Annotated in this window: 14 protein-coding genes; 9 read left to right on the top strand and 5 right to left on the bottom strand. The window is 59.3% G+C overall.

What is annotated here, in order from left to right; all coding sequences use genetic code 11:
- Positions 1–6: 6 nt before the first annotated feature.
- The 6 genes from Q1J43_RS08990 (at position 7) to Q1J43_RS08965 (ending at position 7,153) form a co-directional block, all read left to right on the top strand.
- Positions 7–3,387, top strand: coding sequence for a DEAD/DEAH box helicase (locus tag Q1J43_RS08990; RefSeq protein WP_301102152.1), 3,381 nt, complete (start codon positions 7–9; stop codon positions 3,385–3,387).
- 250 nt (positions 3,388–3,637) lie between these two features.
- Positions 3,638–3,877, top strand: coding sequence for an AbrB/MazE/SpoVT family DNA-binding domain-containing protein (locus Q1J43_RS08985; protein WP_301102151.1), 240 nt, complete (start codon positions 3,638–3,640; stop codon positions 3,875–3,877).
- Entirely contained in the window at positions 3,877–4,287 is a 411-nt protein-coding gene (locus tag Q1J43_RS08980) for a type II toxin-antitoxin system VapC family toxin (RefSeq protein WP_301102149.1), read from the top strand. Before Q1J43_RS08985 ends, Q1J43_RS08980 begins: the two co-directional genes overlap by 1 nt.
- Positions 4,284–4,574, top strand: coding sequence for a hypothetical protein (locus tag Q1J43_RS08975; RefSeq protein ID WP_301102147.1), 291 nt, complete (start codon positions 4,284–4,286; stop codon positions 4,572–4,574). The genes Q1J43_RS08980 and Q1J43_RS08975 overlap by 4 nt, the downstream gene beginning before the upstream one ends.
- Positions 4,571–6,181 (top strand): ATP-binding protein, encoded by a 1,611-nt coding sequence (locus tag Q1J43_RS08970; RefSeq protein WP_301102145.1) that lies wholly within the window; start codon positions 4,571–4,573, stop codon positions 6,179–6,181. The genes Q1J43_RS08975 and Q1J43_RS08970 overlap by 4 nt, the downstream gene beginning before the upstream one ends.
- 48 nt (positions 6,182–6,229) lie before the next feature.
- Positions 6,230–7,153: a cation diffusion facilitator family transporter gene (locus Q1J43_RS08965; protein WP_301102144.1), complete on the top strand. Its 924-nt coding sequence runs from the start codon at positions 6,230–6,232 to the stop codon at positions 7,151–7,153.
- Between the two features lie 20 nt (positions 7,154–7,173).
- On the opposite strand, the gene hemG is transcribed toward Q1J43_RS08965, so the two are convergent.
- The 3 genes from hemG to Q1J43_RS08950 all read right to left on the bottom strand — a co-directional run bounded on the left by hemG (position 7,174) and on the right by Q1J43_RS08950 (position 10,927).
- Positions 7,174–7,701, bottom strand: a complete 528-nt coding sequence (gene hemG, locus Q1J43_RS08960; protein ID WP_301102142.1) for a menaquinone-dependent protoporphyrinogen IX dehydrogenase — start codon at positions 7,699–7,701, stop codon at positions 7,174–7,176.
- Between the two features lie 89 nt (positions 7,702–7,790).
- Entirely contained in the window at positions 7,791–8,024 is a 234-nt protein-coding gene (locus Q1J43_RS08955; protein WP_301102141.1) for a BrnA antitoxin family protein, read from the bottom strand.
- 95 nt (positions 8,025–8,119) lie between these two features.
- Positions 8,120–10,927, bottom strand: coding sequence for a cation-translocating P-type ATPase (locus Q1J43_RS08950; protein ID WP_301102140.1), 2,808 nt, complete (start codon positions 10,925–10,927; stop codon positions 8,120–8,122).
- Between the two features lie 216 nt (positions 10,928–11,143).
- Between Q1J43_RS08950 and Q1J43_RS08945 the strand changes: the two genes are divergently transcribed.
- Positions 11,144–12,952: a glutamine--tRNA ligase/YqeY domain fusion protein gene (locus Q1J43_RS08945; protein WP_301102139.1), complete on the top strand. Its 1,809-nt coding sequence runs from the start codon at positions 11,144–11,146 to the stop codon at positions 12,950–12,952.
- Positions 12,953–12,965: 13 nt separating this feature from the next.
- Here Q1J43_RS08945 and pbpC read toward each other — a convergent pair whose 3' ends face one another.
- Positions 12,966–15,251 (bottom strand): penicillin-binding protein 1C, encoded by a 2,286-nt coding sequence (gene pbpC / locus Q1J43_RS08940; protein WP_301102138.1) that lies wholly within the window; start codon positions 15,249–15,251, stop codon positions 12,966–12,968.
- A 123-nt stretch (positions 15,252–15,374) separates the two neighbouring features.
- Complete coding sequence (locus Q1J43_RS08935) at positions 15,375–20,498, bottom strand: alpha-2-macroglobulin (protein WP_301102136.1); 5,124 nt, start codon at positions 20,496–20,498, stop codon at positions 15,375–15,377.
- Between the two features lie 386 nt (positions 20,499–20,884).
- Between Q1J43_RS08935 and pyrF the strand changes: the two genes are divergently transcribed.
- Both pyrF and Q1J43_RS08925 read left to right on the top strand, forming a co-directional pair.
- Positions 20,885–21,733, top strand: coding sequence for an orotidine-5'-phosphate decarboxylase (gene pyrF, locus Q1J43_RS08930; RefSeq protein WP_301102135.1), 849 nt, complete (start codon positions 20,885–20,887; stop codon positions 21,731–21,733).
- Between the two features lie 9 nt (positions 21,734–21,742).
- Positions 21,743–22,621, top strand: a complete 879-nt coding sequence (locus tag Q1J43_RS08925; protein WP_301102133.1) for an AEC family transporter — start codon at positions 21,743–21,745, stop codon at positions 22,619–22,621.
- The last annotated feature ends 209 nt before the right edge of the window (positions 22,622–22,830 follow it).

Here is a 22,830-nt window from a genome sequence, read left to right as displayed (position 1 = left end):
TTCACCATGCTCTTGCCAACCCAACGCTATAGTTTAGACGACGTCAATGAAAATTTTGAGGAGCACGAGTTACTTGCTGCACCGGCCTTGATCGAAAGCGTGGTCAAAGTTGATTCAAGCGGAGACTACATGTACTGCGAGCTCCTGAACAAGGGCTCAAGAAAAATCAAGGTCGATATTTTCTTTGACGAGATGCAAGTCAAAGGCAAAAGCCAGCTGGTCATCGACAGCGAGTGCAGTTGCAGAACAGGATTTTCCTGTGAACACGCTGTTGCCGCGCTTCTTTTCATGCTCCGGCGGCGCGCCCCTTCTGCAACTCAGGGCGGCTCGTTGAATACGCCATCATCATTAGCCTCTGCGGTTAACCCGGGTTTGCTGCACTGGGTCGAAACCCTGCGCCGGGCTAGTCTGGCCGCCAGCAAAAAACCTAAACCAAAAGCCAAAGTCAAGGCTGCGCAGGCAATCTACTACCTCGTCGGCTACTCTGCCCATTATGGCGATTTCATTCTCAAAACCGTCAAGGGACGCATCGACCCTGGCGCGCCGTTCAAACGCAATACGTCGGAATGGGGCAATGCCGAACGCTCCCTGCTGGCGCCGCCGCAATTCACCGACGACAGCGACCTCGATATTTTTCGCCTGATGCTGAAGATCTCCGGTAAAGGCTACTTGAACGACAGCGTGCCGCTGTCCGGCAATCTGGGGGCAACGCTGCTGGCTGCCGCCGTCGCCAGCGGGCGCGGCTATTTCTGTCTGGAGATGAGTGCGCCGCACAGCGGGACACTCAATTGGCTGCGCAGCGGCCCCGTCCGGCCTGGCGAAATTACCTGGCAGGCCAACACGCGCCAGCAGATCGTCCCGTACCTCATTACCCGACCGCCATCGAGCATCCTGCTATTTCTCGACCCCCCATGGTATATCGACCCGGACGCTGGCGAGGCCGGAACGGTCGATACAAAAACCGCTTACGTCCTGCTCAATGCCCTGTTCCGGCTGCCGCCGCTCAATCCTGCCGACTTGCCGCTGGTCACCAGTGCGCTGGCCGAAATGGCCCCCGCCATTCCGTCGCCCAATGCCGACGTGATCAGCCACTTGCGCCAGATTGACGAACCCCTGCAAGCAATCGTCACCCTGCATTCAATTCGCTGCTGGGCGGTCTACAAGCATCGCAAGTACGCTGGCACCTTCAATAATGGCTATTACGACTACGCCGAAATCGATTTTGCTTACGGTGAGGCGAAGATGTCAGCGCAGGATCCGCAAGATTACGTCACCGTCGGTGGCGGCGAAACGGTGCGCGTCCTACGCAAACCCGAGCAGGAAAAAGCGCAACTCGATTTTCTCGTCAGCCTTGGTTTTCAGCCGGTAATACCAAGTACGGTTTCTGTTTCCGGCGGCTTTGCCCCGGCCGCCTACGGGCTGGAAAGCGAAGCTGCCTGGGCTGGCTTCTCCAACGACATCGCGCCAAAATTGCGCGCGGCCGGATGGCAGGTGGTGGTTGCCAGCGCATTCCGCCATCACATCCTCACCGTCGAATCCTGGGATGCTGAACTTAGCGAAAGTGAAGCGGGCTGGTTCGGGCTGGACATGGGTATCGTTGTCGACGGCGAGCGTTTGCCGTTGGCGCCGCTACTACACAGTCTGTTTCGCAGTGACGGGCGCTGGCTGGACGGCGCGCGCATTGCCAACATTGCCGACGATGAACAGATCGAGTTGGATGGCCCGCAAGGCGGACGCATCCGCATTGCTGCCGAACGCATCAAACCACTAGCACGCACGCTGATCGACCTGTTCGATGGTCCAGCCGGAAGCGAGACCCTGCGCCTGCCGCGCGCAGATGCCGCGCGACTCGCCGCTCTGGGCGATCTCCCGGACTGGACGCTGCACGGCACCCACGCCGCCAGCGAACTGGCACGTCGCCTGCAAGGTGCCGGCAGCACGCACACGGCGAGCCCGCCGCAAGGCCTGGCGCTGACACTGCGCCCCTATCAGCTCGACGGCCTTGGCTGGTTGCAATATCTGCGCGAGAACGAGCTTGGCGGTATTCTGGCCGACGACATGGGGCTGGGGAAAACAGCACAAACGCTTGCCCACCTGCTCGTCGAGAAGGAAGCCGGCCGTCTTGACAAGCCATCGTTGATCATCATGCCAACCTCGCTCATCTTCAACTGGAAGTGTGAAGCCGAGCGCTTTGCTCCCGGGCTTACCATCCTCTCACTGCACGGCCCGAGCCGTGCCGATCGCTTTGCCGCGATCCCCGAACACGATGTCTGCCTGACGACCTACCCGCTCCTCTGGCGCGATCAGGAAGCCCTCGCTGCACACGCTTACCACCTGCTCATTCTCGACGAAGCGCAAACCATCAAAAACGCCGCCAGTCAAGCCTCTCAGGCGGTACGCCAGTTTCGCGCCGCGCATCGTCTGTGCCTGACCGGGACGCCGCTGGAAAACCATCTGGGCGAACTATGGGCGCTGTTCGATTTTCTCATGCCCGGATTTCTTGGCGATTCCAAACACTTCACCAGCACCTGGCGCACGCCGATCGAGAAACAGGGCAACACCCTGCGCCGCGCACTCTTGGCCCGCCGCATCAAACCCTTCATGCTGCGCCGCAAGAAAGACGAGGTCGCCAAGGAGCTGCCGGAAAAAACCATCATCGTGCGCACCGTCGAGCTCGAAGGCGGCCAGCGTGACCTGTACGAAACGGTGCGCAGCGCAATGGACGCCCGTGTACGCGAGGAAATCGCCGCCAAAGGTTTTGCGCGCAGCCAGATCATCATACTTGACGCCCTGCTCAAGCTCCGCCAAGTCTGCTGCGATCCGCGTCTGGTCAAAATCACCGCTGCCAAGAAGGTCAAGGAGCGCGCCAAGCTTGACCTGCTGATGAACATGTTGCCCGAGATGATAGAAGAAGGCCGCAGCGTTCTACTCTTCTCGCAATTCACCTCGATGCTCGATCTAATTGCTTCCGAGCTTACGAGCCGCAAGCTCGATTTCGTCACCCTGACCGGCAGCACCATCGACCGCGAAACGCCAATCCGCCGCTTCCAGGCAGGCGAAGTACCGGTTTTCCTGATTAGCCTGAAAGCCGGTGGCACCGGCCTTAACCTGACCACCGCCGACACCGTCATTCACTACGACCCGTGGTGGAACCCTGCAGTGGAAAACCAGGCGACCGACCGTGCCCACCGCCTGGGTCAGAGCAAAAAAGTGTTCGTCTACAAACTCGTTATCGCCGGCAGCATTGAGGAAAAAATTCTCGCCCTGCAGGAGAAAAAAGCCGAACTCGCCGCTGGAATCCTCTCGGAGGATCACGAAGGTAGTGTCAAGTTCAGCGACGCTGATCTCGCCGCACTGCTTGAGCCGATTTTGGACAAAGGCACTTGACATTTTCAGCGCCGTATCAGGGAAACGTTGTCGTGTGGATGGTGTGGATACAGCTTCCTCACAACGTTGAACATTCGAGACTATCATCCACCGTCATAGATGGTTAGAACAAATGTATCCTGCTTATCCCCGTGTCCGATTTTCTGGAACCGGCTCTCCAAGCCAATTTCGATAATCTTTCTGTGGCAATTGCATGGCAACGCCTCGGGTATTACAATTAATTTCGATGTAATACAAAAGGAGTCATGCCATGTCGACGACACTCACCAGCAAGGGTCAGGTCACCATCCCCAAGCAGATTCGCGATGTGCTGAATCTGGCGCCCGGCTGTTTGGTGGATTTTGCGGTTAATCGTGAAGGCGATGTGGTGATCCATAAGGTAGGCGCGAGGCCGAGTCGCAAGCCAGATCGTTTCGAATCTGCCCGTGGCAAGGCCGATGTCAAATGGCGGACTGACGACCTGATGGCGCTATTGCGCGGTGAGGGCTGATGTTACTGGTCGACACCAACGTGCTGGTCGACGTTCTGGAGAACGATCCGGAATGGGCGGACTGGTCGATTGGGCAATTGCGCGCCCAATCGAAAGTTCACCGGCTGGCGATCAACCCGGTCATCTACGCCGAACTATCACTGATTTTCTCCACCGTCGAGGCGCTGGATAAAACCATCGAGGATCTGGGGCTGGCAATGATCGAGTTACCGCGCCCGGCGCTGTTCTTGGCCGGGAAGGCGTTTGTTCGTTACCGCCGACAGGGTGGCGCCAAAAATAATGTGCTCGCCGACTTCTTCATTGGAGCACATGCTGCGGTGCTGCGATTCCCGCTATTGACCCGGGACACGCGACGCTACACATCCTATTTTTCCGATGTGACACTGATCGCACCGGAAGTCTCGCCATGAACGATAGGCAAACCATCACCCTCAATCAGATCGAATCCCACCCGGTGGATATGGCTGACTTCAAGACCTACATCTTTCCTCTGCTCTTTTTCAAGCTCAAGCGCATCTGCGATGTAAAGCGACAGACCGCCACAACCAGTGCCGACGGCACAGTGCCCGCTACCCTTTCAACTGCGTGGGAGCAGTGGCAAACTGATGCGCGTGCGTTCTGGCAACAAATGGACATACTCGTCGAGACGCTCGATGGTTTGACGGGGCAAGAATCCGAGAAGGAAACCGAGGCATGATGCGTTCTGCCACCGAGCTGCTGCGGGAACTGAACTCGGTCGATGAATCACCGGGTATTGAGGCCAAACGGGCGAGCGAAGCCGGCAAATCGCTACTTGAAACCCTCATCGCCTATGCCAACGAACCAGGTTTGGGCGGCGGTTATTTGTTGCTTGGTGTTGAGCGCATCGTCAGCGCAGGTGAAACCCGCTACCAGGCAGTTGGGATTCCCGATCCAGACAAGCTCCAGGCCGATCTGGCTACCCAATGCGCTGGGATGTTGAATATCTCACTAAGGCCACAGATGCGCGTCGATGCTGTCGATGGAAAAACGGTATTGGTGGTCTGCATGCCGGAAGTGGCGAGCGCCGACAAGCCGATTTACCTCAAGGCGACCGGTCTGCCACGCGGTGCGTTCCGGCGCATCGGCTCGACCGACCAGCGCTGCACCGACGATGATTTGTGGGCACTCCGCCAGATTGATGAGCCTCAGCCAGGCTTTGATGCCAAGGTGGTGGACGACTGCGACTTCAGCGAACTCGACCCTGCCGCCATTACCGAATATCGTCGCCTGCGAACTCTGGTCAATCCACAGGCAGAAGAACTTACTTACCCCGACGAGGAACTGCTCGAAGCCCTGCTCGCCGTACGGCGGGTGAAAGGCGAATTAAGGCCAACAGTGGCCGGCGTCCTGCTTTTTGGCAAACCCTTGACCCTGCGCCGACTGTTCCCAACCGCCGAAGTCTCGTATGTGCGCGTCGTTGGCACCGAATGGGTAGCCGATCCCGAGCGTCGCTTCGCCGCAACCATCGATGTACGCAAAGCCGCGTTGCTTACGTTTCGCCAAATCGCCGCCGCCATCGAGGACGATCTGCCGAAGGGCTTCTATCTGCCACCGGATTCGATGCAAAGCCTGCAAGAGCCCTTGGTACCCCGTAAGGCTTTCCGTGAGGCCCTGGCCAACGCGGTTATTCACCGTAGTTATCGGTTCAACCAGCCGACCATCGTTGTGCGCTACAGCGACCGCATTGAATTCATCAATACGGGCCACTCTCTCAAACCGGTTTCCGAGCTTGGTCGCACCGGACCGGCGCAACGTAACCCCATCCTGGCGTCGGTATTCCGCGATGTTGAGATTGCCGAAGCCAAGGGTAGCGGCATCCGCACGATACGACGCGTTTGCGAAGAGCACGGCTGTCCGGCGCCGGAATTCATTTCGAACCGGCAGGCCGGCACGTTTACCACAATTTTGCGGCTACCCGTCATTGAGGGGCATGGCGTTGAAGTTGCCAAACCGACGAAGGCTGACAGCGGTAAACAAGATCACCACTTAGCCGGCAGCAAGGTTGCAAGCTTGCCGCCCGAGCTTGCAACCTTAGTTGCAAGCTTGAAAGGTCGAGTGGCCTCACAAGCCTTGCGCAGCGGGATTCTCAAGCTTTGTGCCTGGTCCGCACTGCAAGCTGACGAACTTGCAACCTTTCTTCAGCGTGACCGGCATTACCTGCGTAACAAGCACCTGTCACCCATGGTCAAAGAGGAACAGTTAGTGCTGCGCTACCCCGACAGCCCGAACCGCCCCGATCAGGCCTACCAGGTGCCCAAAAGCAAAGAAGGCAAACGTGGCTGAGAAACGATATGAAACCCAGCTGGCAGTACACGCTAATACCCCAACAACATGAGTAACCCAAATCTTTCGCCCCCATTGCTGACACGCTACGCCTGGCTATCCATTACGGCGGCCGTTGCCACCATCCTGCTCAAGGGGGTGGCCTGGCAGGTGACCGGATCGGTCGGACTACTGTCAGATGCCATTGAATCTTTTGTTAACCTCGCCGGGGCCTTGATGGCGCTGTGGATGTTGGCCCTGGCGGCGCTTCCCGCGGACAACGATCACGCACATGGACACGGCAAGGCCGAATATTTCTCCAGCGCCTTCGAAGGGTTCCTGATCCTGTTGGCGGCGGCCAGTATTGCCTATACTGCCATCAACCGCCTGGCCAACCCGCAGCCGCTTGACGGCGTATGGATCGGGCTGGCGGTTTCCGTGGTCGCCTCGGTAATCAACTTCACCACTGCCCAAATCTTGATGAAAGCCGGCCACAGGCATAATTCGATCACTCTGGAGGCCGACGCGCATCACCTGCTCACCGATGTCTGGACCTCGGCAGGCGTCATTGCCGGTGTTGCCCTGGTCTGGCTGACTGGCTGGCTCTGGCTCGACCCGGTAGTAGCCCTGCTCGTTGCCGCAAACATTGTGTGGACCGGCTATCAACTCATGAGCCGTTCAGCCGCCGGCCTCATGGACATCTCCTTGCCTATCGACAAACTCGAAAAAATCGAGTTGCTGCTGGCCGGATACCGCGCTCAGGGGCTGGATTTCCACGCCCTGCGCACACGTCAGGCGGGTGGCCGCGCTTTCGTGACCCTGCACGTTCTGGTCCCCGGACACTGGACCGTGCAATACGCACACGACTGGGCTGAACGAATAGAAGCGGCGATCCGCCATGCCTTGCCTTTTACCCATATCACCACCCACGTGGAACCTCTGGAAGACCCCGCATCAATGTCCGATCAGGAGCTCGACCGTCCGCCGAGTTGAAAAGGCCCGCTGCGTGTCGGTTAGCGCGCGCTGACCCGGCGCGCGAAAGCGTCCACTTTTTGCCAGTCGGTGAATTCAACGACCGTCGTGGGATCGGTTGGCCCGTGGGTGATCAACATGATCAAGCGGATCATCAGGCGGTCAAAAAAACCGTATTTCGGGTAATCGAGCTTGCCGGCAAAAACCGCCAATTCATTGGGCTGCCAAGCAATTTCCTTAAAAAACTTGAGCAGGTAGGGATTGGTTTCCGGTGTGTTCTTTGCCGGTTTGCGGGCGACGATATTGACCGAGAAGAAAGCGTTTGGCTTGCTCGCCAGAAGCAGCAAATTGCTGTTGATGAAATCGTAAACTCGCTTATGGTGCTTTCCATAGCGAACGCTGGCACCGAGAATGATCTTGTCGAAAGAGGGTAAATCCTGTTGGCGAAAATCTTCGACGGGGCACACCACGACCTGATTTTCGTTCTTTTCAATGACCTGCTTCAATCGATTGCAGATCTTTATCGTGTGACCATCGGTCGATGAAAAGAGGATGAGAACACGTGCCATTTTCCCTCGCTTTCCCTAGTCTTAAGCTCCAGTCAAGCTCAGGGGCGCAAAGCCGGCTTGCCGGCGTAGCGTCCCGTTGGCACGGAAAATTAGGACTTTGCTGGCCAGGCAATCTGTACCTGCCGATGCTGCGTAACGCAGTCACGGAGGTAAAGATTGATAAGGCTCTGGTAGGGAACCCCAGCATCAGCCGCCATGTTCTTGAAATACGCAACCACGTCTTCGGAGAGACGCATCGTAATGGGCATCTTGAGCTTCGATGCATAGGGGTTTTTGCGCGATTTCATCTTCGAGAGATCGTATTCGGCTTTCATGGCATTCATGGTATTCCACTTTCGTAAAAAGTACCTTCACGTTTGGTGGCCCTTCGGGCGGAAATGGTGCGGATGACGCTTCCTGCGTCCCGCTCGCTGATTGCTTACCTGGCCGCACGTTTGCGAAAACAGACCTTGAGCAATTCCATGGCCAGCGGCGAGGCGAAGAAGAATGGCGCCATCAATAGCCAATCCCCAACCGTTAAGGGGATGGTATCGAAGAAGGGCCGCAGAAAGGGGACGTAGATCACCGTCAGGACCAGCATGAAAGAGACGCCGACCGCCCACACCAGCGCCCGATTGGAGAAAAAGCCGATGGCGAAGATGCTGTGGCGCTCGGAGCGCGCGGTAAAGGCTCGGATTAGTTCAGAACCGCACAGGGTGGCGAAGGCAATCGTCTGGGCCGCGACCAGTTGATCGGGATAGCGCTGCAGCGCCAGGTAGAAGACCGAGAGAATGGCTGCCGCATCGACCAGACCGACGACCCCAATGCCGATCGCCATCTCTCGGTTGATGACCGGCTCGCTGGGCGAACGTGGCGGATGCGTCATGATGTCGGGGTCGCCCTTCTCGAGCCCGAGAGCGAGGGCCGGAGCGCCGTCAGTGACCAGATTGAGCCACAACAACTGAACCGGCTTCAAGGGAATCGGCAGGCCAATCAGCATCGAGCCAAAAATGATCAGGATTTCCCCGATATTGCACGCAAGTAGGAAGTAGACGAACTTGCGGATATTGGAATAAATAATCCGCCCCTGCTCGATGGCGGCAACGATGCTGGCGAAGTTGTCATCGGTAAGGATCATGTCCGCCGTCTGCTTGGCTACATCCGAGCCGGTGATACCCATGGCGATTCCGATGTTCGCATGCTTGAGCGCCGGAGCATCGTTGACGCCGTCGCCGGTCATCGCCACGACGTGGCCGCGCGACTTCAGCGCGTCGACGATGCGCGTCTTGTGCCGCGGCGAGACCCGGCAGCACACGTCGAGATGATCGACTCGGTCCATCAGTTCCTGATCGCTGAGCTTTTCGATTTCTGAGCCGCTGAGCACTAGCCCACCGGGGGTCAGCAAGCCGATGTCTCGGGCAATCGCTTCGGCCGTATCCTTGTAGTCGCCGGTCACCATGATGCTCTTGAGGCCAGCGCCGCGCGCCCGCCGCAAGGCTTCGACCACCTCGGGTCGCGGCGGATCGATCATTCCCAGCAGACCGACGAAGACGAGATCCTTTTCGAGATTTTCCGGGTTGATGGTGGACGGCAGTTCCGGCAAGGGACGACAGGCCACGGCCAGTACACGCAACGCGCAGCTCGCCATATCGTGGTTCTGTTCGAGTATCACGCGGCGCTGCGCGTCGCTCAGGCCAACCGCCTTGCCGGATTCCAATTGTTGCGTGCAAAGTTCAAGAATGGCGTCGGGTGCGCCTTTGACGAAGACGATGAGCGGCAGCGCACCGACGCCGGCAAAGACGGCACGAACCTCTTCGCCGTCAATCCGGTGAATCGTGCTCATCCGCTTTCTGTCGGAATCAAAGGGTATTTCCTGAATCCGGGGCAGTGCCTGGCTCAACTCGTCGCTCCGATACCCACTCTTGGCGGCGGCGACGACCAGGGCGCCTTCGGTCGGATCGCCGATGATCCGCCACGAGCCCTTGCCAGCGTCGTCGGCCTTTTCCTCCAGTTGCGCATCGTTGCAGCACAACGCCCCGTGCAGAAGGAGCGCAGCGTCGGGATCGTTGCGCACCGCAAAGGCTTCTCCATCTTGCAGGAACTCGCCCTCCGGGCTATAGCCCTCGCCGGTGATGTGCAAGCGCTTGCCGCTGGTCCATGCCTCGACAACGGTCATCTCGTTCTGGGTCAGGGTGCCCGTCTTGTCGGAGCAGACCACCGTGGCGCAGCCGAGCGTTTCGACGGCGTGGAGCTTACGGATCAGGGCATGGTGCTTGATCATGCGCTGCATCCCAAGCGCCAGGCAGATGGTCACAATCGCTGGCAGTCCTTCGGGAACGGCGGCGATGGCCAGACTCACGGCGGTCATGAAAAGATTGATGATGTCCTTCTTTTCGCTCTTGAGGTAATCGAGGAAGCCGCCATGCAGAGCCTGTGTCAGGTGCGTGTCGCGGAACAGGCCATAAATGAACACCAGCGCGCAGATGACCAGGCATGCTGTGCCGAGAACCTTGCCCAGATGTTCGAGTTTCTTCTGCAACGGTGTGTCCTCAGTCTCGAAGGACTGGATCATCTCGGCGATCAGCCCGATCTGAGTGTTCATTCCCGTCCCGGTAACCAATCCACGGCCACGTCCGTAGGTGATTAGAGTGCCCATGAAGGCGGTGTTGCTGCGGTCGCCAAGCGGGATCTCGCGGTCCAGCACCGTTGCGGCATTTTTCTCGACCGGTACCGATTCGCCGGTCAACGAAGCTTCCTCGATCTTGAGATTGACGGCTTCGACCAGGCGCAGGTCGGCGGGAACGTAGTTTCCTGCTTCCAGCAAGACGATGTCGCCGGCGACGATCTCACGCCCTGGAATCGTCATCTGCGTACTATCGCGGATAACCTGCGCAAGCGGTGCGGCCATCTTTTGCAGGGCCGCGAGAGCCTGCTCCGCCTTCGACTCCTGGACGACCCCGACGACCGCGTTGAGCAGGACGATGACCAGAATAGCGATCGAGTCGACGTACTCTTCGAGTGACAGCGAAACCAGCGCGGCGATGATCAGAATGATCACCAGATAATTATTGAACTGATCCCAGAGCAGCGCCAAAATGCCCGGCCGTGGCTTCTCGGAGAGTTCATTGGCGCCGAACTTTTCGCTGCGTTCCCGCGCTTCGTTCTGACTCAGGCCGTGTTCGAGGTGGCTATTAAAACTGCGGACCAGATCGTCGATCGGCTTGCTATGGGCTTCGTTATCTCGCATGGTTGTTCCTTAAGAACACCTCAAGCGACGTAAATTAAGCTTGGGGGTTTTCAATTGACAGGCTCAGAACCGAACTGAGGGAATAGGTCGTGGAAGAGTTTAGCAAATACGTTGCAATGGAAGCGCATAAATGTCGGCGGGTTTTCGTCGGTTCGCTAGCGGTTTTATTGCATCCGCCGGTTAGAATACCAAGCTTCTGGAATCAAGGACTTCACCGTGAGCAACGCCCCCAAAGATGCATCCACAGTCGCCTTGGCGACCAATTTCATTCGCAACATCATTGACGCTGACCTGGCCTCCGGCAAGCATGCCCAGCGCCGCTGGTCCGGCCAGCCGGGCCTGGCGGCTCAACAACTGGCCAGCGACCTCGATCAGGCCAAAATCCGCACGCGTTTTCCGCCGGAGCCGAATGGCTACCTGCATTTTGGCCACGCCAAGTCGATCTGTCTGAACTTCGGCCTCGCTCGCGACTACGGCGGCCGTTGCCACCTACGCTTTGACGATACCAATCCAGAGAAGGAAGAAAAGGAATACGTCGATTCGATCATCGACGCCGTGCATTGGCTCGGTTTCGCCTGGCAGGACGACAAGGAAAACAACCTCTATTATGCCTCTGACTATTTCGACTGGATGATCGCCAGCGCTGAATACTTGATTGCGTCGGGCAACGCTTACGTCGACAGCCAGAGCGCCGAAGAAATGCGCGCCAATCGTGGCACGCTGACGCAAGCAGGCAAGGATTCGCCTTACCGCAAGCGCAGCGTCGAAGAGAACATGGATCTCTTCAAGCGCATGCAGGCCGGCGAGTTCGCCGATGGTACGCTGATCCTGCGTGCCAAGATCGACATGGCCTCGCCCAACATCAACCTACGCGACCCGGCGATCTACCGCATCCGTCACGCCACGCACCACAACACCGGCGACAAATGGTGCGTCTACCCGATGTACACCTTTGCGCACCCGATCGAAGACGCGCTGGAAAACATCACGCACTCAATCTGCACACTGGAATTCGAGGATCAGCGCCCGTTCTACGACTGGCTGCTCGAACACCTGGCCGACGGCGGGCTGGTGCAGCGCCCAGTGCCACAACAGATCGAATTCTCGCGTCTTAACCTGACCTACGTCATCCTCTCCAAGCGCAAGCTGATCCAACTCGTCGAAGAAAAGCACGTCAGCGGCTGGGACGACCCGCGCATGCCGACGCTGGTGGGCGCTCGTCGTCGCGGCTACTCGCCGGAAGGCTTCCACCTCTTTGCCGAACGCATAGGCGTTTCCAAAGCCGATTCGCTGATCGACTACGTGCTGTTCGAGGACTGCATGCGTGAGGTCATGAACGAATCCGCCGAACGCCGCTTTGCCGTACTCGACCCACTCAGGCTGATCATCGACAACTACCCGCAAGGTCAGAGCGAAGAATGCATCGTTCACAACCATCCGTTCAAGCCCGAATTCGGCACACGTGTCATGCCCTTCGGCCGGGAATTGTGGATCGAGCGCGAGGATTTCATGGAAGTTCCGAGCAAGGGCTACCGCCGCCTCTTTCCAGACAACATGGCTCGCCTACGCCATGGTTATGTTGTCAAATGTACCGGCTGCGACAAGGATGAAGACGGCAATGTCATCGCCGTGCATTGCAACTACCTGCCGGACACCAAGAGCGGCACACCTGGCGCAGACAGCGTCAAGGTCAAGGGCAATCTGCACTGGGTTTCGGCTGCAGAAGGCTATGCCGCCGAAGTGCGCCTCTACGACCGCCTGTTTTCCACCCCGGCCCCGGGCAGCCGACGTGAAGGTGATGCCCCCGATCTGGAACGCAACTTCCTCGACGACATCAACCCGGACAGCGTGAGAATCATCACCGCCTGGCTCGAACCGGCACTGCGCCAAGCCAAGGCGGAAGACCGCTTCCAGTTCGAACGCCACGGCTATTTCGTTGCCGACCGCATCGACTCGAAGGACGGCGCGCCGGTGTTCAATCGGACGGTGACGCTGAAGGATTCGCCGGGAAAAGCAAATGCCTGACCGCTTGCGGATTTTAGCGCACGCTGATCTCGACCCGGTCGTAACGGCCAGCGTCGTCCATTACCGTAATCTGGTAGCGCCCGGCGTCAGGAAACTTCTGCGTCAATGATCGATTCGCGGTGACACGGCCGATCTGGTGGCCATTCACCAGCCAGATCAGATCCTCCTGTCCACCACGCGCTTCGAGACGCAGTTCCGGTACTTGCCCCTGACCAGATCCGGCGCGACGAATGGTTTCGCCATCGCTGATACCGACGATCTTCAATCCCGCTTCGGGCGCCTGTGTCTTCGCGCACTCTGGCGCCAATGGCGGTGGCAGGGCGCGCTGACGAGTCGCAGCGTCGAGCCACGGCTCCAGCGCGGCCGGCCAACGCGCCATTTCCACAGCCAACATCGCACTCGGCGCGCAACTTGCCCGCACGCGCTGGCCGCTTGCCGCATCTCGGTAGTCGGTGTAACGCGGCGAACCGTCGCGCAGGCGATCCGGAAACGTCGACGGAGCCACGTCGTTGAGTATCCAGGCGGTACGCTCCTGATGACAAAGTTCAGGCGGCGTGGCCTCGGTACGCAAACCCAGCGGCCAGCAGATCTTGGCCTGCGATACCGTTGACGGCGGTTTGCGTGGCAGCGGCGGCGCGTCATCAACCGCCGAAAAAATATCGACCAGCAGTGGCGCGGCAATGTTGGCGCCGAAGAAGCCGGGATTCGGCGTGCCGTCAGGCCGGCCGACCCACACGCCGACCGTGAAGCGGTCGCTCACGCCGACCGCCCACGCATCGCGAAAGCCAAAGCTGGTGCCAGTTTTCCACGCGATGCCGCGGCGCACACCAACGCCGTTTTCAAGTTGCCGAGTTACCGGTCCGCCGGATTCGAGCACGTCGCGAATGATGAAGGCCGCGCCCTCGCTCACCATGCGCGCCTCTTCCAGTTTTGCGCCGGGCAGGTAGCGTGGCTTGCCGCTAACGCCTTTGCGCGCCAGCGCCGTGTAAGCGCCAACCATCCCTTCGAGGTTGACCGCCACGCCGCCGAGAATGACCGAGAGGTTCGGCGTCCCGCCGCGCGGCAGTTCCAGTTTCAGCCCGCCGCGCCGCAGCAGCGAAACGAAGCGCTGCGACCCGAGACGGTCAAGCACTTCAACCGCCGGCACATTCAGCGATTTCTGCAAGGCCTCGGTCATGCCGACCGGCCCGCTGAAATTTGCCTGGAAATTGCCGGGCTGGTACCCCGAAAACGATTGCGGCACGTCGGCCAGCAGCGATTCCGAATGGATCAGCCCCTCGTCCAGCGCCAGGCCGTAGAGGAAGGGTTTCATCGCTGAACCGGGCGAGCGTCCGGCCTGCACCATATCGACATGCGAGAAACGTTCGTCATCGGAAAAATCGGCCGACCCGGCGTAGGCGCGCACTTCCAGTGTGGCGTTGTCGACCACTAACGCCGCCATCGACACGCGCGGCGGAAGAATCGCCAGCCGCGAGGCCAGCAATTGCTCGACGGTAGTCTGCACATTGGCATCAAGCGTCGTGTCGATGCGCGTTACGCTGGGCTTGAGACGGCGCAGGCGTTCAGCGAAAAGCGGCGCCAGCAGCGGCTCGCGTACTGTCTGCGCGATCACTGGCTCCTGCCGCGCATCGGCCACTGCGGCCGCGCCCCAGATCGGCTTCATACGTTCTAGCACCTTTTCGCGCGCCAAACGCGCCCGTTCTGGATAGCGATCCGGCCGCAGTAACGAAGGCAATTGCGGCATCACCGCTAGCAGGGCCGCCTCCGATTCTGTCAACCGTTGCGCCGGTTTGCCGAAGTAGGCGCGACTCGCCGCCTCGACGCCTTCAAGCACGCCGCCCATCGGTGCAAAAGTGAGATACAACTCCAGAATCTCGCGCTTTGAAAAGCGTAGTTCAAGCTGTAGCGCTCGCGCAATCTGGCGCAGCTTGCCGGGCAAGGTATGTGGCGTCGGCTCGAGAATGCGCGCCACCTGCATGGTCAGTGTTGAACCGCCGGAAACGACGTGCCCATGCTGCACCCACTGCCCCGCTGCACGTATCAGCGCCAGCGGATTAACTCCGGGATGCCACCAGAAAAAGCGATCCTCGTAGCCGACCACCGCCTCAATATAGCGCGCCGAAACCTCATCCATGCGGACTGGATGGCGCCAGATGTGAGCGCGGTCGGGAAAGGCGCGCAGCGGCGTGCCGTCTCTGGCGACAACAACCTGCGCATGCGGAGCAGAGCGGCCAGGAAGCGGCGGCGAGAAAAACTGATCGGCGATGAGCAGAAGAGTCAGCAACGCGGCCAGTACCACGCGCCAAGCCTGGTATCCGGAAGCCGAACAAGGTTCAGTTTTTTTCGCCCTGAACGTTTTCAGTATCACCCTGATGATTTCATTATCGACCGCGCCGTTGTCGGCCTTGTAGAACGCCTTTACTCATTTCTTCGTTCCCTCATCCTTCACATCCCCCACCACCAGCAACTCACCGCCACCTGCCAACCCGTAAATCATCGGCTGGTACATATCGTCCGCATAGGTCGGTGGCACGATGAATTTCCCTGGCGTAACCACACGCACTCGATAGAAGAAATTCATCTCGTTTTCCAGCCTGGCCGCGACGACGAAGCGATCCTCGCGGAACTCGACGTGCTTGATGCGGATGTCCTGCATGGCCTGGCGCATATCGAGGTTGGCGATCTGCACCGACGACTGCTCGCCTTGAACGATGTTGGCGTTCTCGATTTCAACGCCGGCCGGGACGTAATCGACGACCATGGCGTTGGCATGGCGGCCTTGGGTCTTGACGTTCACGCGCACGATCAGGGTTTCGCCAACTTTCAGCGCACGGCTGCCTAATGCCTGGCCGTCGGCGGTGTACCACTCGCGCTTGAGGTCGAAGGCATCGCGCCGCGCGGCGGGCATCTTCGCTGGATTGCCAACGTAGTTAAGTTCAACGAAGAGGCGCTCCTTGTGGGTGTTGTTGATCTTCACCCCGCTAATCAGATCAGCAGCAGCGAGCGGGTGGAACTGCGTGCCCTTACCAGCGATGGGTTGCGGTTTGCCGCCGACAGTCAGTTCTGCCGCCCAGTCGCCAGTTGCCTGTGTCGCAAAGCTGCGGCCGAGCAGAAAGAGCGCGAGCTTTTCCTGCGTGCTGTAGTAGCGGCTCTTTTCCATTTCGCTAGACACCTGGCTGACCAGGTTGTCACGGCCTTCCGAATTGAGCTGGTGCTTCTCCAGCAGCACGTACATCAACGCCCAGTCGCGCAGGTTGCTGCCGTAATCACCCCACCAGTAGTTGCCGGCGCGCTGTTTCTTCATTCCCGCTTCGATGGCGCTTTTCGAGCGGCCTTCGTCGCCCATCAGTTTGAGCGCTAGGCCAAGATGGACGAGGCCCAGCCCGGAATGTGCGGCGCCTTGCGACTCGTGCAACTGGCGCAAGGTGGCCAGCGGCGCCTTGCCCTGCCGCGCCAGCACGTATGCGCCATAGGCGAGCACGCCGAAACGGCCGGAACCAGCGTAGCGGTAGTCGTTCCACACCGAATTTTCGTTGTACACCACCGGCCCGGTCGGCAGGCCGGCAACGCCTTCCTGCAAGCCCTTTAACAGGAACTCGACGGCCTTCTTTTCCATTTCCGGCGGGACGTTGAAACCTTGCTCGCGCGCATCGATCAGGAAGTTGGTGATGTAGGCCGAGAGCCAGTATTGGTACTCGGAGAGATTGCCCCACAGGCTGAAACCACCGTTCGGCGCCTGCATGCCGGCCAAGCGTGCGATGGCCTTGTCGAGCATTTCGGCACGTTGCGCCTGGGTGTAGGGCTTAAGGCCAAACTGCTTCGCCGCCGCTTCGTCGATGAAAACATGCGGATAGGCGGTGCTGGTGGTCTGCTCACCACAACCGTAGGGGTAGGTCAGCAAGCCTTGCACGGCACTTCGCACGTCGATCGGCGCCTTGTCGGACACCGAGAGCGTGGCGGTAACGGTTTTCTTGAGGAAGCCGCCGAGTTCGGCGTCTTTCACCTCCAGCGTTTCGCCCGGCCCAACGGTCAGACGTTTCATCACCGTTTGCCGTGGTGTCGGGGCCTGCACTTGCAGCGGAAAGGTGCGGTCAAGCTTGAGCAGCGTGCTTTCGATGCGCACATGAACCTCGGTGAGGCCGATGGCCGAACCGGCTTCGATCGGGATGCGCAAGATGCGTTTCTGCTGGTCCTTGAGCGTGAGTTTCTGCTCGCCGTTTTTGATCACCAACCCGTCACCATTGGCAACGGTGATCTTGATCTCCTGCGCTGCACCGGCGAGGTTCTGCACGTCCATCGCCAACACGGCGCTGTCACCCACCGAGAGGAAGCGCGGCGTGGCCAGTTCGACAACTAATGGCGCCGCGACGGTGACTTCCTGTTCCTGCATGCCGTAGCGTTCGTCACTGGCAACGACGGCCATCAGGCGCAGACTGCCGTTGAAGTCAGGCACATCGAGCGAGACGTCGGCCTCACCCTTGTCGTCCAGCAGCACCGGGCCACTGAAGAGATCAACCAGACGCACCTTCTTCGGCATGCTCTTGGTCGGTTTAGGTGCCGTGTCACCGCCGAACTTGAGCTTGCCTTTCTGCCCGTCCATCTTCTCGATCAAGCGACCGTAGACGTCGTAGGCATCGGCGCCATAGCGCAGTTTGGCAAAGAAGAAACCGTGCGGGTCGGGGCTCGGAAAGCGGGTGATGTTGAGAATGCCAACATCGACCGCTGACAACGTAACCATTGCCTTTTTGCCCTTGGCGTCGGGCACCTTGACTTTCACCTTGAGCGGCTGGTTCGGCGTTACCTTCTGCGGCGCTTCCATCGCCACGGACATCTTGCGGTTGCTGCGATCCAGAGGCAGATGCACCAGGCCCAGCGCGCGGGCCGGCGTCACTTGCTCTCCGGCATTACCGGGGCGTAGCACCATCACCGATACGTAAAGGTCATGGCGCTTCCATTCCTTGTCGACCGGAATGTCGATAGTCGCTCCCTCCGCGCCGACCGAAACGCGGCGCACCCACAGCGCCTTATCACCTTCAACCGTGACCAGTGCCTCGCCGGCATGCGGCGGGGTGATGGTGAGTTTGGCGGTATCGCCGTCGACGTAGGACGCCTTGTCGAACTTCAGTGCCACCCGATCCGGACGCACGCCTTGCGTTTCATCGTCCTTGGCCGACCAGCCGGCGTAGAAACGGTAGCGGCTGGTTAGCTTTGTTTCCGGGTCGAACACTTCGACGCGGTAGCGGCCGTACTTGACCGGTAGCCCGAGTTTGCCGCGTCCACCAGCCGGGATCGAGACCTGCGTGGTGTTGACCAGTTCGTCGGTTTCACTGAAGCCGGAGTGCCAGCCGCGCTGGTCGTCAAAGCGCCAGTAGTAGTTGCGATTCTCGCGGAAAAGGCGCACGGGCAGCGCTGTACCACCCTTGAGACTGGCCGAGGCATTGGCACGCACGACTTCAAATTCTGCCGCCGCGCCTACGCGCGCGTAGGCACCAACAAACATCGGACGCACTCCGACCAGCACCGGTGCCGGCCACACCACCCGTTCAATGCTGCGCACCACCGGACGGCCACCACTTTCGAGCAGGCTGAGCGTGGCACGCATGGTAAATGGTGAGCGGCGCTTGGCCACTGGCGAAAGATCGACCTCGATGCTGGTTTTGCCTGCATCATCAAGCGTGTTTTCGGGCAGTTCTTTACGCGACTTGACCGCGTCTTCGTCGGCGTCGCCAAACACAAAGCCCGGCAGTTTTTGCGCGAGCGGATTCTTGTTGCGCTCGCCATTTACCACGCCGACCAGGCTATTGCCAGCGGCCGGCGCGCCGTAGAGGTAGCTGCCGGTCACGTCGATGTTCCAGCCCTTTTCGACATTCAGCGGAACGTCGTCCGATTTGAGATCGAGCTTCATGCGCTCGGGCAGGAATTCCTCAACGCCAAAATGCATGACTGTTCCGGCGACCTTGGCCGCCGGATCGGAGCGCAATTCCAGCCCCCATGAGCCGGTAGTGGCATCAGCCGGAAGCTCAATGGCACGGCGGTAGTAGCCGGCGAATTTCTCGTCGGCCGGCCAGGTGGCCGTCCATTGCGCCTTGCCGTCGGGGCGGCGCAGAACAGCCTGCACCGGCTGCGGCGGAACGGCGCGTCCATCGGCATCGCGCGCCATGATGGAAACGTAGAAGCGCTCGCCCGGTCGGTAGAGGTTACGGCCACTGTAGGCAAAGAGACGCACCGGCACGTAGGGCATGCCAGAAATATCGAACTCGGCCAGATCGAGCGCCGGTTCCTTGAGGGCGATCAGCGACATCTGCTCGCCCTTTTTCGCCATCACCACTTTGGCATTTTTCGGGCGTTCGGCGAAGGTCGCTCGACCATCGCCGTCGCTTTCACCACGCGCCAATACCTTGCCCTGCGCGTCGAGCCAGGTCACTTCGGCGCCGGACACGGCCTTGCCGTCGGTCAGCGAGCTGACGTAAGCGTCGGCGCCCTTGCCGGCGTACTGCCGCAGATGCAGACCGAGGTCGCTGACGTAGAAATAGGTGGTCTGATACTCGTGACGGAAACGGTTGGGTTGCGACATCACAGCCACATAAATGCCGGGTTCGCGCAAGGCCGGGATACTCTCGACCGGAAGGAAGGTCACGCTGCGACGGTTGGCCTTCTGCTCGGTGACAAAGCGGCCAATGAAAGCGCTGCTAGTCATCTTGTTCAGTTGGTCGAGTTCCCAACCACCGACAAGACCCTTGAGGCGCGTACCCGAATCGCCGTAGTAGTCCTCGCTCTCTTCAGCGAAGGTTTGTGCCGGCTTCACCGGGCCAGCGATGACTTTTTCAAGGAAATTCGCCAGGTGCTCGGGCTTGACCTTGAGGAACTGGACGTCGACCTCCGGCACATTGACCGTGGTCACCGGCACGCCGCCGTTCTGCATCGCCGGTAGCACCATGCCGCGACTGGCAAAATAGAAGGCCGGCGAAACGGCAGCGGTCAGGATCGAGAAACGTTCTTCGGCGTTAAGCTTATTGCCGTTTTTCGCTGGCAAGCCAGCCTGCACGCGCACGACGTAACGCGTTTGCGGCTTGATGTGCGGGAAGAAGAGTAGACGCGGGTTCTCGCCAACGACCCAGGCGCCGGAAACCGGTTTGCCCCCATCGAGACTGGTATCCGCCGCGGCGCGGCTCACGCCGGTGGAAAGGCGCGAAGCAGAATTCTGGCTGGTGTCTTCGTCACCTTCTTCCGTATTTTCGTCGTCGTCGCTCTGCGCGTTTGCCGGTTTCACCCTCGGATCGGGCGGCATTTCGAGCACCTGCAAGAATTTCTCGTAATCACCCTTGGCGTCAAGTGGCAGACTGAAGGAAACGGCCAGCGCAGGCGAACCATCCAGTTCGCGGTGCGCGCCATCGACCACTTCGAAACCCACGCCTTCGGCCGATGGCTCACTTCCGCCCATACCACCCGGCAACCCGAAAAAGTACGCTGTAATAGCCAGCACTAAAACAATGGCGACCGCAACCGGCACCATGCCCAACCCCCTGATTTGTTTTCTGAATCCCATGACGCCTCCCGACATATGTTGGAGGAATTGTAATCGTGACCATCGGGAATCTCCACGAGTGAATGGCTGTTCCGGTAAAAACCGCTATGACTGAGTTCGTTTACACCCGGTCAGTGCGAAAATAGCGCCTGCAACGAACTTAACCTGGAAACCTCACCGCAAAGGCGCAAAGACGCGAAGATCGCAAAGAGAACAAGGTGTTGCATGGTTTTCCCCATTCACCATATGGGTGAGCACCATGGACAAGAACAACAATATCTAAGCTGTTGATTTCTTTGCGGCACTCTGCGTCCTTCGCGCCTTTGCGGTGAACAACTGAGTTTTTAAGGCTTAACCAATCCGCCCATTCTATGAATCATTGCCCACGGGCCCTCTCAGGAACGCTTATGACCTTCATTCAATCGCTCAACGCCGCCTGGGCCAACAACAACTCGCTGCTCTGCGTTGGCCTTGACCCCGACCCGACGAAATTCCCCACACATCTGAAGGGCCAACCAGACGCCATTTTCGAATTCTGCAAGAGCATCGCCGACGCCACCGCCGACCTGGTCTGCTGCTTCAAACCGCAAATCGCCTACTTTGCCGCTCATCGTGCCGAAGACCAGCTCGAAGCACTGATCGCGCACATCCACGAAAAGCATCCGGGAATTCCAGTCATTCTCGATGCCAAGCGCGGAGATATCGGCAGCACTGCCGAGCAATACGCCGCCGAAATCTTCGAGCGCTACCAGGCCGACGCCATCACGGTCAATCCCTACATGGGTCGCGACTCGATTGATCCCTATCTGGCCTACCCGGACAAGGGCGTCATTTTGCTCTGCCGCACCTCCAACCCCGGCGGCAGCGATTTGCAGTTTCTCGATGTCGGCACAACGGACAAGCCTGAAAAACTTTATGAGCGTGTCGCCCGTCTAGTGGCTAGCGAATGGAATAGTGCCGGCCAGTGCGCGCTCGTTGTCGGCGCCACTTTCCCCGCCGAAATCGCCCGTGTACGCGAGATCGTCGGCGACATGCCACTGCTCGTACCCGGCATCGGCGCCCAGGGCGGCGACGTGGCAGCCACTGTGCATGCCGGACGCACGGCCAATGGAAATAAACCTGGCAACGGCCTGATGATCAATTCGTCACGTGCCATCCTCTACGCCGGAGTCAAGAAAAACTCGAACGAAGACTACGCGGCAGCAGCGCGCCGCGTCGCGCAGGACACCCGGGATATGATCAACCGCTTTCGCTGAACGCCAAGCATGGAACTCGTTCTGCGTATCATCGGCATCATTACCCCGGTGCTGATCATTTCGGCCATAGGTTACGCCTATGGCCGAATTCGTCGGCCGGACATGATGTGGATCAACCGTCTGAGTACCGACCTGCTCTTTCCCATGCTTATTTTTACAGCCATGGCGTCACGCGATTTCCATATCCTGGATTACCTGCCGCTGATCGGCGGCGGCATCGTAGTGATGATCGGTTCCGGGCTGATCGCCTGGGCAGCGGCCAGAGTGCTTGGCTACAACCTGCATGCCTTTATTCCGCCGATGGTATTCACCAATGTCGCCAATATGGGTCTGCCGCTGACTTTGTTTGCCTTCGGTCCGGAAATTCTGCCAGCGGCAGTGGCCCTGTTCATGACCTTCAGCCTGGCTCACTTTACCGTCGGAATTCGTATCGCAGCCCCGCATGCCAGCCTGCGCGGAATTCTGAAAGGCCCGATGCTGTGGGCAATGCTGATCGGCGTGCTGATGAGTCTATTCAGACTTTCCTTGCCGGACTGGCTGGCAACGAGCACCAAAATGCTGGGCGATGCCGCGATTCCACTGGGCCTGTTCACGCTTGGCGTCGGCTTCGCCAGTTTCCGCGTCGAACGCTGGAGCATTGGTATCATCGGAGCCATTCTGTGCCCACTTTCCGGCCTCCTGATCGCTTGGCCGCTGGTCACGCTATTACCGCTGAACAGGCCAATGCAAGGCGTTCTCCTGCTTTATGCCGCGTTGCCGCCAGCGGTGATGAATTACATTTTTGCCGAACAGTACAAACAGGATCCGGGGCTGGTCTCGGCCATCGTCGTTGGCGGGAATATTGCCTCGCTGATTTTCGTACCTTTTGCCCTCTACCTGGCCTTGTAGGCGCCCAGACAGGAAACTGGGTAGATGACTATCCAGTTCTCCCGGCCTTTTCCCGTCACCCCCCCAGCTTCACCACCAACCCCGTCAATTCCGCCAGACTCTTGGCCGCCGGGCGCACACCAAGATAATCGACCAGCCACTCCTCATCGGCCGGCTTGCCTAGAACCGGCGCGCTGCCTTGCCAATCGACCTTGAACGTCGCCGGCGCA

Source organism: Propionivibrio sp. (genome assembly GCF_029255185.1).
GTDB lineage: Bacteria > Pseudomonadota > Gammaproteobacteria > Burkholderiales > Rhodocyclaceae > Propionivibrio.
The sequence above is the reverse complement of the archived record's forward strand: the minus strand, read 5'-3'. Positions and strand labels throughout refer to the sequence as shown.